The sequence below is a fragment of the Arthrobacter sp. 2RAF22 genome, assembly GCF_052115325.1.
Lineage (GTDB): Bacteria > Actinomycetota > Actinomycetes > Actinomycetales > Micrococcaceae > Arthrobacter.
Genome location: NZ_JBFRGL010000016.1, coordinates 54,158 through 67,708 on the forward strand (window position 1 = coordinate 54,158; position 13,551 = coordinate 67,708).

At 64.8% G+C, this 13,551-nt stretch carries 10 protein-coding genes; 6 read left to right on the forward strand and 4 right to left on the reverse strand.

Annotated elements, in window-relative coordinates; translation table 11 throughout:
• Window positions 1–4: 4 nt before the first annotated feature.
• From AB4068_RS12780 to AB4068_RS12795, 4 genes are read right to left on the reverse strand one after another with little or no spacing between them, the layout of a single operon-like run.
• The gene (locus tag AB4068_RS12780) at window positions 5–1,090 is read right to left on the reverse strand and encodes a glycosyltransferase family 4 protein (RefSeq protein ID WP_284989283.1); all 1,086 of its coding nucleotides are present in this window, start codon (window positions 1,088–1,090) and stop codon (window positions 5–7) included.
• Window positions 1,087–2,034 (reverse strand): alpha/beta fold hydrolase, encoded by a 948-nt coding sequence (locus AB4068_RS12785; RefSeq protein WP_441433570.1) that lies wholly within the window; start codon window positions 2,032–2,034, stop codon window positions 1,087–1,089. The genes AB4068_RS12780 and AB4068_RS12785 overlap by 4 nt, the downstream gene beginning before the upstream one ends.
• 10 nt (window positions 2,035–2,044) lie before the next feature.
• Window positions 2,045–2,926 (reverse strand): aldo/keto reductase, encoded by an 882-nt coding sequence (locus tag AB4068_RS12790; protein WP_284989285.1) that lies wholly within the window; start codon window positions 2,924–2,926, stop codon window positions 2,045–2,047.
• A 54-nt stretch (window positions 2,927–2,980) separates the two neighbouring features.
• Window positions 2,981–3,943, reverse strand: coding sequence for a sugar-binding transcriptional regulator (locus AB4068_RS12795; RefSeq protein WP_059389187.1), 963 nt, complete (start codon window positions 3,941–3,943; stop codon window positions 2,981–2,983).
• A 124-nt stretch (window positions 3,944–4,067) separates the two neighbouring features.
• Here AB4068_RS12795 and AB4068_RS12800 point away from each other — a divergent pair, with 124 nt between their 5' ends.
• The 6 genes from AB4068_RS12800 to AB4068_RS12825 all read left to right on the forward strand — a co-directional run.
• A complete protein-coding gene (locus tag AB4068_RS12800; RefSeq protein WP_441433571.1) occupies window positions 4,068–5,867 on the forward strand; it encodes a glycerol-3-phosphate dehydrogenase/oxidase in 1,800 nt (599 codons plus the stop codon).
• 175 nt (window positions 5,868–6,042) lie between these two features.
• Window positions 6,043–6,792, forward strand: a complete 750-nt coding sequence (locus tag AB4068_RS12805) for an MIP/aquaporin family protein (RefSeq protein WP_284989287.1) — start codon at window positions 6,043–6,045, stop codon at window positions 6,790–6,792.
• 58 nt (window positions 6,793–6,850) lie between these two features.
• Complete coding sequence (glpK, locus tag AB4068_RS12810; protein ID WP_441433572.1) at window positions 6,851–8,365, forward strand: glycerol kinase GlpK; 1,515 nt, start codon at window positions 6,851–6,853, stop codon at window positions 8,363–8,365.
• A gap of 313 nt (window positions 8,366–8,678) precedes the next feature.
• A complete protein-coding gene (gene leuS / locus AB4068_RS12815; protein WP_441433576.1) occupies window positions 8,679–11,207 on the forward strand; it encodes a leucine--tRNA ligase in 2,529 nt (842 codons plus the stop codon).
• 57 nt (window positions 11,208–11,264) lie between these two features.
• Window positions 11,265–12,311, forward strand: a complete 1,047-nt coding sequence (locus AB4068_RS12820) for a DegV family protein (RefSeq protein ID WP_332602185.1) — start codon at window positions 11,265–11,267, stop codon at window positions 12,309–12,311.
• A gap of 191 nt (window positions 12,312–12,502) precedes the next feature.
• On the forward strand, window positions 12,503–13,551 hold a 1,049-nt coding region (locus AB4068_RS12825; protein WP_441433573.1), incomplete at its 3' end, for a DUF222 domain-containing protein.

The following is a 13,551-nucleotide window of genomic DNA, read 5'->3' on the forward strand; positions in this document are numbered from 1 at the left end:
GTCCTCAGCGCCGTTTGCGGCTCCGCATCGCAACGATCTCTTCGGCCACCGCCAGCAGTTGGCGCGCAGACTCGTCCCAATTGAAATCAGCCGCGCGTTCCACGGAGCGGCGCGACCGTGCCTGCCACAATTCGCCGTCTTCAAGGGCCTTGACCGCTGCGGCGAACTCGCCGGGCGATTCGGGGTGTACGTAGCTCACGGCGTCCCCGCCGACCTCACGGAAGATGGGGGTGTCGCTGGCGATCACGGGAGTGCCAAGTGCCATCGCCTCGACCAGGGGCAGCCCGTAACCTTCTGCCTTGGACAGGCTGACGAGGGCGGTGGCCCGGAGCAGGAGGGAATCGTATTCGGCATCCGTGACGCCGTTGTGGAACTCGACCTGGGCGCCAGGCGGGACCAGGGGCTCCAGCTCCGCACGGCGCTGGGGGGTGATCCTGCTGAGCAGATGCAGCGTGAATCCTGGCAAATCGGCCATTCCCTGGATCATGGTCTCCACGTTTTTGTAGGGCATGAAAGAGCCCATGTAGAGCAGGGATTTCTCGGCGCCGGCTGCGGGATCGCGCGGCTTCTGGCCCGGCTGTGGCGCGTTGCCCACGATCCGGACCGGGCGGCGCGTGAGATTGAACTTCGCCATGAGCGACTCGGTGGTGTGGCTGATGGTCGCCACAATGTCGGCCCGGTTGAGAAGCAATCGCTGCGGCCAGTAGGCCTTGTGGTAGAGCCGCCAGAGCAGCCGCACGGGTGCGGGCAGGAAGCCCGGAGGGGCAGGGTGCTCATAGTAGATGAGGTCGTGCAGGGTCAGGACCAGCCCGTACTTGCGGCCCCAGGTTCCCATGGTCTGCATGGGGCAGACCACGACGTCGGCGCCGAGCTTGTTGACTTCACGCGCCACGAACAGTTCGCGGGGGGACAGCGGGCTGCTGATGTGAACGTAGGGGACGTCCGGGAGGAGCGCCAATTGGCGCTTGTCACTGATGAGCATGGTGACATCCGCGATCTTGGACGTCGCCGCGATGAGGCTCGATCCGTAGCGGCTGATCCCGTCATGATGGTCCGTGCGGGTGAAGCGGGCATCTATGACGATTTTCACGCGGGGTGTTCCTCCAGGAAACTGCGGATGGCGGCGGCGGCCGGCGCCGGTGTCTCGTAATGGATCAAATGCCCGACGTCGGGAATCACTTCCAGCGCGCCGTCCGGGAGCATCTCCAGTAGCTTGTGCTGGTCCTTGAGCAGCGCGATCTCGTCTTTCTCGCCGGCCACCAACAACACAGGAAGGTCCAATTGCCCGGCGACCTCGGCCACATGGCTGGACACCGAAGCCCGGAAAGACTCCAGCAGGCTAGCGCGGTCGGCGAACGCGGAGAAGTACGCATCGTGCTGGCCATGGACAAAGGCCCGGAGTTCCTTGTCCCGGGTCTTGGCCATCGCGGCGCTCATGACGCGGACAATGAGGCGGCTGCGCAAGACGGCGAGTCCAAGCCGGCGCGGGAGCTTGGCGGAGACCTGGTAGTACAGGACCGCGAGCTTGGTCATGAGGCCTTTGGGGCCCTCAAGCGCGGGGGCGGCGATGGGATTGACCAGGATCAGCGGGCGGATGGCGCCCGGGTTCGCGGCGGCGAAGTGGCTGGCGACGATGGATCCGAAGGAGTGCCCCAAGAGAACTGTGTCCGCTCCGAGGCCCAAGGCCGCCATGAAACCGGTGATGAACTTCCCGTAGCGTTCCACGGTGTGGGTGTCTCCGGCGAAAGGCTCCGAGCTGCCAAAGCCGGGAAGGTCGGGCATGATGACGCGCATTTCCGGCAGGTGGTCCACTACGCGGAGCAGGCCGTGGTGGTCGCCGCGGAAACCGTGAATGACCAGTATGGTGCGCGTCGCCGGGGTCACCGTGACCGGTTCGTAGCACCAATAGGCGACGTTGCTGCCGTCGAGGTCGATGTCCGAGGCACTCGTCCTAGAGGCCAAGGCCTTGCTGAAGAACTCCCGTAGGGAGGCTGGTGCGGGTTCGGGGGAGTGGTTGGTGTCCACTTGTTCCATTCGGCAGGTCCTAGTTGACGTTGTCCGGGTGTGACCCGGTGCGGTGGTGGCGTTCGAGGGCGGCCAAGCCATCCATGTCGTCGGCATCAAGCTCGAAGCCGAAGACGTCGAAGTTCTCCTGGATGCGTGCCGCGGTACTGGCTTTGGGAATCACGATATTTCCGAGCTGGAGGTGCCAGCGGATGATGATTTGGGCAGGTGTCTTTCCATATTTATCCGCGAGAGCACTGACTGCCGGATCCTGGAGGACCTGGCCACGCCCCAACGGGCTCCACGCCTCCGTGCGGATGCGCAACTGCTCGTGGAGGGTCCGGAGCCTGGTCTGCTGCAACCACGGGTGCAGCTCAATCTGGTTCACCGCAGGAACCACTTCGGCTTTTTGCATGAGCGCTTCGAGGTGGGCCGGCTGGAAGTTGGAGACGCCGATCGCGCGCACCCGGCCCTCACGGTACAGGGTTTCCATTGCCCGGTAGCTCTCCTGGAACAATCCACGCCCAGCGCAAGGCCAATGGATCAGGTACAGGTCGACGTAGTCGAGGCCGAGATTGGCCATGGAGGTATCGAAGGCGCGCAGCGTGGAGTCGTACCCCTGGTCGTCGTTCCAGAGCTTGGTGGTGACAAAGACGTCTTCGCGGGAGAGGCCGTGAGTTCCTTCCCCGGAGCCTCCCGTGTTGCTGTCGATGCCGGGCGGGGGTATGACCGCACTGCCGATGCCGCGTCCGACCCCGGTCTCGTTGCCGTACATGGACGCTGTATCGAAATGCCTGTAGCCGGCGCCCAGCGCAGTGGCGACCAAAGAAGTGGCATCCGCCGGCGGCACCTTGTAGAGCCCGAACCCCAACTGGTCAATCAAGACACCATTGTTGAGACTGAGCCTAGGCGAGGGTTTCATAGCCAAGACTCTACCTACCTCGATGCCGGGAATGTTTCAGGGTCCTTCAATTATTCAGGAAGGGCTGCCGAAACTGACCAGGCGCTTCGCCGTGGCCTCGTCCAGGATCAGATCTGTTGCCAGTTTCGCTTCGAGTGCTCCGCGAAGCCCGTTGATCTTGGATGCACCAGAGACGACGCAGATCCGGCGACGCACCTGCCGTAGTTGCTCGTGGCTTGGGCCGGTTGACCGCTCGTTGAGGGTGATGCCGTCGGAAGAGCCGTCGGCGCGGAAAAAGACGGTGGCAACGTCGCCCACGACGTCCGAGCTGGCCAACAAGTTCAAGTCCGTTTCATCGAGGTACCCACCTGCGTAGACGTGGCTGGGGTAGTCCGAATGCACCGAGCCGACACCGAAGATGGCGATGCTCATCCTGGCTTGCAGATCGAGCACGCGTTGGACGCTGCGCTCATTCCACATGGCGGTCTTCGTGGAGGCATGGTCGAAGAAGGCGGGCACCGGGAACTGTTCTACCCGCGCACCAAAGGCGATGCCGAAACGGCGCATGATGTCGCTGGCATAAGTAATGCCGGTGGTCTGCATGTTGCCGGCGCCGTTGAGCTGCACGATGGTGCTGCCGTGCGTGATCTTGCGTGTCAGGTGCCTGCTGACGGCACTGATGGTGGCACCCCAGGCCACGCCGATGATGGCGTTGGAATCCACCAGGGGACCAATGGTCTTTGCCGCCTGCGTCGCCACCCGGTCAAGGGTTTCCGCCTCGTTCAAGGTGTCCAGGACGGGCACCACGTGCACATCGACCCCGTAGTGGTTGCGGATCATGCGCTCCAGTTCAGGGGCGGAATCCAGGGGACTGCGGATCTGGATCTGGACCAGTCCCGACTCGCGGGCCGAAGACAGCAAGCGGGAAACGGTTGACCGCGAGGTCCGAAGCTCGCGGGCAATGGCGTCCATGGTGAGGTCCTGGAGGTAGTACATCTGTGCCGCCCGGAGGGCCTCTGAATGTCGTGATCGTGGCATCTCAATTCCGTTCTGCACGTTTGTGCAACTAGCTTGATTTCATTTTCCATTCCTTCGAAGAATAGTTGTGCAAGGTGCGACGTCAAGTGATGCAGCGCATACACCAAAGCCCAAGGGAGCAGTTTTGGGATACACCAGCAATTCCGGTTCCTCAGCAGAATCACCACGTCGGGCTTCGGTTTCGGCACTCCGCGAACGGCCGCAGGCCCAGGTGCTGATCATCGGGGGCGGCATCAACGGCGTCGGAACCTTCCGCGATTTGGCACTCCAAGGCGTGGACGTCGCCCTCGTGGAACGCGGCGATTACTGCCAGGGCGCCAGCGGAGCGTCATCCCACATGATCCACGGCGGCATCCGCTACCTCGAGAACGGGGAATTCCGCCTCGTCCAGGAATCCGTGGTCGAGCGCAACCGACTTTTGAAGATCGCTCCGCACTACGTCAAGCCCCTGCAGACGACCATCCCGATCTTCAGCACCTTCTCCGGAATACTTTCCGCCCCCACCCGCTTCCTCACGCACAAGCAAGGCAAGCCGAAGGAGCGCGGCGCCTTCCTCATCAAGCTCGGCTTGAGCATGTACGACTTCTTCTCCCGCGACGGCGGCAGCGTCCCCCGCCATCAGTTCCGTGGCAAGGAGAAGGCCCTGGCTGAGTTGCCCCGGTTGCACCCCGGCATCAAATACGCAGCCACCTACTTCGACGCGTCCGTGCACAACCCGGAGCGCCTGACGCTCGATGTGCTGCAGGACGGCGAAAAGGCGGGCATCGGAAGCGGCTTGCCGGGCGGCAGCGCCCGGGCCAGCAACTACGTCTCCCTTGTTTCGATGGCCTCCGCGGACGACTCAGCCGGCGCTGTTTTGCTGCGCGATGAGCTCACTGGCGAGGAATTCAGCTTCCAGGCCGACGTGATCGTCAACACCACCGGCGCCTGGGTTGACCTCACCAACGCGGCGATGGGTGCCGCGAGCCGCTTCATGGGCGGAACCAAGGGATCCCATATCGTCCTGGACCACCCGGAATTGCTCGCAGCGTGCGGCGGCCGTGAGATCTTCTTCGAACACACCGACGGGCGGATCGTCCTGATCTACCCCATGGGTGACCGCGTCCTGGTGGGCACCACCGACGTCGAGGCGGACATGGCGCAGGATGCCGTGTGCACCGAAGCCGAGATCGACTACTTCTTCGACCTGGTCGGCCACGTCTTCCCCTCCATCAAGGTTGAGCGCAGCCACATCGTCTACAGCTTCGCCGGCGTTCGGCCGCTTCCCCGCCACGATGACACGCAGCCGGGCTTCGTATCCCGCGACTACCGCATCGAGCGAAGCGGACGGGAAGCCTCCGGTGCCGCGGCCGCCCAAGGCGGCAAGGCCGCCGTCGTACTCTCATTGATCGGTGGCAAGTGGACCACTTTCCGGGCCCTCGCCGAACACCTGAGCAACGACGTCCTCCGCGAGCTGGGCTTGGAGCGGAAGGTCTCGACGGCGAAACTCGCCATCGGAGGCGGCTTGGATTTCCCGGACAGCGAAGACGGAATCCAGGACTGGGTCAAGAAGCACATGGCTCCCGGGCTCGACGCCGACCGGGTCAGCGGCCTGTTGACCCGCTACGGCACGCGCGCCGAGGACGTCATCGCCTACCTCGGGGCAGGCGAAGACCGGAAGCTCCGCTCCACGAACGAGCTCAGCGTCCGGGAACTCGAGTTCATGGCCGCCAACGAACAAATCGGGCACCTCGTGGATGTCCTCATCCGCCGCACCTCGCTGGCCTTCCGGGGACTCGTGACCGGAGAGCTCCTGAACGAAATCGCCGAAGTCCTCGCCACGCAGCTTGGCTGGGATTCGGCGAAGCGTCAAGCGGAAATCCAGCATGCCCAGGAGGTGCTTCTACGTTTTCATGGCGTGACTGTTCACAGCCTCGTCGCATGAACGTAATGTACGTCACATCAGCTTGATTGTTCCGGCCAAGAAGCCTGGACACAAGGGTTGCGGTCTTCCGCTCCGGAAGGGGGGGACCGCAATCGGGACGGCGCTAACAGACGCCGTCCCAACGGCCCCCACAAAACCTGCAGGGCTGACAACAGAAGAAAATGAGGAGTCAAAGATGTCTCTCGGAATTGTTTTCCTTTCCGAAGTGTTCGGAACCGGAATGCTTACCCTCCTTGGCTGCGGCGTTGTGGCAAACGTCGCGCTCAAGGGCACAAAGGGCAACAGCGGCGGGTTCCTGATGGTGAATTTTGGCTGGGGCATCGCAGTATTTGCCGGCGTTTACGTAGCGGCCATGTCCGGTGCGCACCTGAATCCGGCGGTCACGCTTGGTCTCCTGGTTGACGGTAAGGCCGAGTTCGCCCCCGGTGTGGCCGTAAGTGCGGCATCCACGTTCACCTACTTCGGTGGAGAACTGCTCGGCGCCTTCCTAGGCGCTGTCTTCGCCTGGCTCGCGCACAAGCAGCACTTCGACGCCGAGCCCTTGGCAGCCAGCAAACTCGCCGTATTCTCCACGGGACCGGCCATCCGCTCGTACCCCTGGAACCTCGTCACCGAAATCATCGCCACGTTTGTACTGGTCTTCGTGATCCTGACCTTCGGCGGCACTCCCTCCGGCCTAGGGCCGCTCGCGGTGGCATTGCTCGTCGTCGGCATCGGCGCGTCCCTTGGCGGCCCGACGGGCTATGCAATCAACCCCGCCCGTGACCTCGGTCCGCGTATCGCCCACGCACTTCTGCCGATCAAGGGCAAGGGCTCCAGCGACTGGGCCTACTCCTGGGTTCCGATTGTCGGCCCGCTCCTGGGTGGAACCATCGCCGGACTCGTCGCCCACTCCATACCGATCATGGCCACTGTCGCCAAGTAGCAAACCGCTCAGTACCTACACCGCATCCACACCAAAGCAAGCAGACAAGGACGTCAAAATGTCGCAATACGTCATCGCCATTGACCAGGGAACCACCAGCTCGCGTGCCATCGTGTTCGATCACTCAGGCAACATTGTCTCCACCGGCCAAATGGAGCACGAGCAGATCTTCCCCCAAGCCGGTTGGGTAGAGCACAACCCGGTGGAGATTTGGGACAACGTCAGGGAGGTCGTCGGCTCTGCGTTGTCGAAGGCCAACCTGACCCGGCACGACATCGCAGCCGTCGGCATCACCAACCAGCGCGAAACCGCCGTCGTGTGGGACAAGAACACGGGCGAGCCCATTTACAACGCGATCGTCTGGCAGGACACCCGCACGCAGTCCATCGTGGACGAGCTGGCCCAGGACGGCGGCCCAGAGCGCTTCAAGCAAAAGGTCGGCCTTCCCCTGGCAACCTACTTCTCCGGAACCAAGATCAAGTGGATCCTGGACAACGTTGAAGGAGCGCGGGCCAAGGCCGAAGCCGGGGACCTCATCTTCGGCAACACCGACTGCTGGGTCCTGTGGAACCTGACAGGCGGCGTGGACGGCGGCGTACACGCCACAGACGTCACCAACGCCTCGCGCACCCTGTTCATGGACCTGGACACCTTGCAATGGGACCCGGACATCCTCGACGCGTTCGGCGTGCCGGCGTCAATGATGCCCGCCATCAAGTCCTCCTCCGAGGTCTACGGCACGGTGCACACCTCGCAGTTGCTGCGCGAAGTGCCCGTCGCAGGCATCCTGGGCGACCAGCAGGCGGCAACCTTCGGCCAGGCGGCGTTCCAGGCGGGCGAAGCCAAGAACACCTACGGCACCGGTTGCTTCCTGATCTTCAACACGGGCGAGGAGATCGTCCACTCGAAGAACGGCCTGCTGACCACGCTGGGCTACAAGCTGGGCGACGCGAAACCGCACTACGCATTGGAAGGCTCCATCGCCGTCACGGGATCACTGATCCAGTGGCTCCGCGACAACCTCGGCCTGATCAGCTCCGCTCCCGAAGTGGAGACGCTAGCGGCAGGCGTCGAGGACAACGGCGGTGTCTACATCGTGCCCGCGTTCTCCGGACTGTTCGCCCCGTACTGGCGCGCCGACGCCCGCGGTGCCATCGTTGGCCTAACCCGTTTTGCCAACAAGGGCCACATCGCCCGCGCGGCACTCGAGGCCACCGCATTCCAGACCCGCGAGGTGCTCGACGCCGTCAACGCGGACTCGGGCGTTCCGCTGACTGAGTTGAAGGTCGACGGCGGAATGGTCGCCAATGAGGCGCTCATGCAATTCCAAGCCGACATCCTGGGCGTGCCTGTGGTCCGTCCGAAGGTCGTGGAAACCACGGCCTTGGGTGCCGCTTACGCGGCGGGCCTCGCCGTCGGCTTCTGGAAAGACCTCGGCGAACTCAGCTCCAACTGGGGCGAGGACAAGCGCTGGGAGCCGCAGCTTCCGGCCGAAGAGCAGGAGCGGCAGATGCGCCTGTGGAAGAAGGCTGTTACCAAGTCCATGGATTGGGTGGACGAGGACGTTAAGTAGGTCTCACCTCGGTTGAGGGAGGCCGCACTTTCCCCGCCCGCTTCGCGGTGCCCACCACACCCGGGCGAAGTGCGGCCTCCTTCAACCCTCACCTGCGCGTAGTGCCCCTTGAATCCACGCCAAGGGCTTGGTGCGGTAAGGTGGCTTTATGCGTGCGATCCTTCTGCTTAGCTAGCCGCCCGGTATACGTCGATCTAAAGCATCGCGAACCGAGCGGCCGCCCCTCCTTGCCGAGGGGCTTTTGTGTGTCCGGGACCTTCCGGGGCCCGGAGCAGGAGGCAAAACCGTCATGGAAGAACAGAAGAGGGCAGCAGTGAGCGTTCAGCCGGAGACAGAAACCGGAGCACAGTCAACAGTGGCAGGCGAGACGCCCGAGGAGGGTGTCTACAGCTTCGCCTCGATGGAGGCCAAGTGGCCGCAGGTCTGGGAAGACCTCAAAGTCTTCACTCCTGTCGACGACGGCTCCCGCGAGCGGCGCTACGTCCTGGACATGTTCCCGTACCCTTCAGGCGACCTCCACATGGGCCACGCTGAGGCCTTCGCGATGGGCGACGTCGTGGCGCGATACCTCCGCCAGAAGGGTTTCGACGTCCTGCACCCCATCGGCTGGGACTCCTTCGGCCTGCCCGCGGAGAACGCCGCCATCAAGCGCAACGCACACCCCAGCGAGTGGACGTACGCAAACATCGACACGCAGGCCGCGTCGTTCAAGCGTTACGCGATCTCTGCCGACTGGTCCCGCCGGCTGCACACTTCGGACCCGGAGTACTACCGCTGGACGCAGTGGCTGTTCAAGCGGTTCTACGAGCGCGGGCTGGCCTACCGCAAGGATTCCCCGGTTAACTGGTGCCCGAAGGACCTGACCGTCCTGGCGAACGAGCAGGTAGTCAACGGCGCGTGCGAACGCTGCGGGACCCCTGTCACGAAGAAGTCCCTGAATCAGTGGTACTTCAAGATCACCGATTATGCCGACCGTTTGCTCGACGACATGTCCGAGCTCCAGGGACACTGGCCCGAGCGGGTGCTGGCAATGCAGCGCAACTGGATTGGCCGCTCTGAGGGTGCCCACGTCCGGTTCGCGATCGAAGCCACGGACGGCCGCCCCGAACGCGAAGTCACTGTCTTCACCACGCGCCCGGACACCCTGTACGGGGCAACGTTCTTCGTCGTCGCCGCGGACGCGCACCTGGCGCTGGACTTGGTCACGCCCGAACAACACGATGCCCTCATGGCGTACCGCGAAAAGGTCAAGGCCCTGTCGGACATCGAGCGCCAGTCCACTGAGCGCGAGAAGACCGGCGTGTTCACCGGCCGCTACGCCATCAACCCGCTCAACGGCGAAAAACTGCCCGTGTGGGCAGCCGACTACGTGCTCGCCGACTACGGCACGGGCGCCATCATGGCAGTGCCTGCGCACGACCAGCGCGACCTCGACTTCGCCCGCGCGTTTGACCTGCCGGTGCGTCCGGTCCTCAACACCAGCGGGGAAGATCCGGCGGAGACCGGCATTGCGACCGCCGGCGAGGGCACCCTGATGAACTCCGGCGAACTGGACGGTTTGTCCAAGGCCGATGCCATCCCCGCAGCCATCGACATCCTGGAGAAGTTGGGTACAGGGGAGAAGTTCGTCAACTTCCGCCTGCGCGACTGGCTCCTGAGCCGCCAGCGTTTCTGGGGTACCCCGATCCCCATCATCCATTGCGCCGAATGCGGCGAAGTGCCGGTGCCGGACGATCAGCTGCCTGTCACGCTGCCCGAAAACCTGCGCGGCGAGGCGCTGTCGCCGAGGGGCACGTCACCCCTGGCCGCGGCGCTGGAATGGGTCAACGTCGAGTGCCCGAACTGCGGACGCGCCGCCCAGCGCGACACGGACACGATGGACACGTTCGTGGACTCTTCCTGGTACTTCCTGCGCTTCGTGTCCCCGCACTTCACCGAGGGACCGTTCGATCCTGCCAAGATCAACGACTGGATGCCGGTCGGCCAGTACGTGGGCGGCGTCGAGCACGCCATCCTCCACTTGCTGTACGCGCGATTCTTCACCAAGGTCATCCACGACATGGGCATGCTCGACGCGGACGAACCCTTTAGCGCCTTGCTCAACCAGGGGCAGGTCCTCAACGGCGGCAAGGCCATGAGCAAGTCCCTCGGCAACGGCGTGGACCTTGGCGAGCAACTGGATAAGTTCGGCGTCGACGCCGTCCGCCTGACCATGGTCTTCGCGTCGCCGCCGGAGGACGACGTCGACTGGGCGGACGTCTCGCCGTCGGGCTCCGCGAAGTTCCTCGCCCGCGCCTGGCGCCTTGGCCAGGATGTCGCAAGCGAGCCCGGCGTCGATGTCTCCACTGGTGACCGCACGCTGCGCACCGTCACCCACAGGACCATTGCCGACGCCGCTGAGCTGTTGGACAACAACAAGTTCAACGTCGTGGTCGCCAAGCTGATGGAGCTCGTCAACGCGACCCGCAAGACCATCGACTCCGGTGCCGGTGGCGCAGACCCCGCCGTCCGTGAAGCCGCCGAGGCCGTGGCGGTCATCCTGAGCCTCTTCGCGCCATACACGGCCGAGGACCTGTGGAACCAGTTGGGCCACCCGGCCTCCGTGGCGAACGCCGGCTGGCCTTCCCACGATCCTTCGCTTCTGGTCCAGGACACCGTGACGGCCGTCGTGCAGGTCCAGGGCAAGGTCCGCGACCGTTTGGACGTCTCGCCGGACATCAGTGAGGATGAGCTGCGAGAGCTCGCTCTCGCAAGCGAAAACGTACAGCGTGCACTCGATGGCCGCGGCATCCGCACGGTGATCGTGCGCGCGCCTAAACTGGTGAACATCGTCCCGGCCTAGTCGGGAAACGGCCGCCGGCGCTTGCCGGCGGCCGGCCACCAGCTCCAGGAGGCTCCCTTGACGGACCGCGAACCACCCGCTTGGTTGTGGCTCAAGGAACGTTTGGCCCGCCTGCGCCAGTCCACGACGCCGGGACGCGCCGGAGCAGAGCCGGCGCGCGTCGTGCGCATCGCCGTCGTCACCGACTCGGCTGCCGCTCTCCCGGCCGAGTGGGTCAAGGCTTTCGTCGCGGACGGCCGCCTCGCCGTCGTGCCGATGCCCGTCATGGTGGGCGAAGAGATCTACGGCGAGGGGGAGGACGACATCACCCAGACGCTCGCGCTGGCCCTGGCCGCGGGATCGTCCGTAAAGACTTCACGTCCTTCACCCGGCCAGTTCGAACAGGCTTATCTCGCCGCACGGGACCGCGGTTTCGAAGCCGTCGTCTCCATCCACATCTCCGCTGGGTTGTCCGGCACCGCGGACGCCGCCAGGCTGGCTGCGCAACGCGTCTCCATTCCGGTCGAAGTCATTGACTCCCGCACCGTAGGAATGGCTCAAGGCATGGGCGTCCAAAGCGCGCTGGTTGCCGCCGCGGACGGCCGTTCGGCAGCCGAAGTCCGGCACTTTGCCGAGGAGCGATTGGGCCGCACCAAGGTCTACTTCTATGTGCCGAGCCTTGAGCAGCTTAGGCGCGGGGGTCGTATCGGCACTGCTGCGTCTTGGCTCGGGACAATGCTGTCCATCAAGCCGATCCTTGCGGTCGCCGACGGCAAGATCGTACCGCTCGAGAAGGTGCGCTCGGCTGCGAAGGCCGTTGCCCGGCTGGAAGAAATCGTTGCCGCCGATGTCAATTCCCGGCCTCCAGGACAATCGCGGCTCGCCGTGCATCACTTTGGAAACCTGGCAGAGGCAGAGAGGCTCGCGGCCCGGCTCGGCGAGGGGTGCCCCGACTGCCCGCCTGCACAGATCAGCGCACTGCCGGCCGTTCTCGCGGCCCACGCCGGGCTCGGCGTATTGGCCGTGGTTGTGGGGGAAAGCAGTACGCCTGGCGCCGCGACGCTTTTGGGTGACAGCGCGAAAGCCGCAACGGATCCGGCGAACACTATGCGGAGCAAACCGTAACCGCGGTCAAGTTTCGCGGGCAGAGGTCCTGAGCTTTTTGCCGGTCCGTCGTTAGCTCCATGAAAATGGGCATAACCCCTAACTGCCGCCACACTCTCGAATGGCGGCGCTAGGCGTAAGTTTTCAAATGAGGCAATGCGCATCCTGAGCGAAGGCCTAAAAATGTCGTAGCCTCCGGGCAGAGTGTTTCCATGGAAGCGATCGGATGCGTCGACACCCGGCAGGGCCTTGGGTCCGGTGGGCTTTTCGTGGCGTCGCATCGTGCCCGTGGTCGGCGCTTGGCCGGGGCCCCGGGCATGCCTCCGGGCGGGCTGGTGTTGGTGGATCCGCGCGGGCGGGGCGGCCGGCTGGCCGTTTTGGACGGGGCCGTGGCGGCAGCGAGGTCTTTGGCGGACAAAGCCGCGGACGACGTCGGGGTCCTGGGTTTCGAAGAGGCTGTTGCGTTCGCGTCCGGGGTGGAGGAGCTCTCCCGGACCCTGGACTATCTCCAGGTGGCCGCCGCTGCCGGGCTGGACAGGGCCCGGAACGATGAAACCGCCGCCAGGCAGGGCTGGACCACGGGCTGGGCCGCCGGCGCGGATCCGGGCGCCGGCGCGGGCTGGACGTCCGGAACCACCGCGGGCCCCGCGGACGTGCAGGCCGGTGCGGCTCCTTCCCCGGGAACGGGCAGCGCCCGGGGCGGGGAGTTCAGGTCCACGGCCGAGCACCTGCGGTCCTTGCTGCGGATCGGTGCCGCCGAGGCCAGGCACCGGCTCGCCCTCGCCCGGGAGCTGCTGCCGGGCCGGAGCCTCACCGGGCAAACGGTCCCTGCCCGGCAYGGGGAAACSGCCGCGGCGCTGGCGTCCGGGGTGATCGGGTCCCGCTCGGCCGGGATCATCACGATGGCCGTGGCGAAGGTGCGTCCGTTGTGCAGCCCGGARAAGGCCACGGAGATGGAAYAYGCCCTGGCCCGCACCGCGGAGGAAAACGACCAGGACTTCCTGGCCAGGGTGGCCCGGCGCTGGATCGAGGCGATCGACCAGGACGGACCGGAACCGTCCGAAGAATCCCTSCGCCACCACCARGGAGCGTTCCTGCGCCGCCCCAAACACGGCCTGGCGCATGTGGAGATCTTCGCCACCACCGAGCAATACGAACACCTGCTCACGGTCATGAACACCGCCACCAACCCCCGAACCCGCACACCCCAGGGCGCAGCAACCCAGGGCACAGCTCAGGTCTGCGCGGAGCCTTCCGGCGA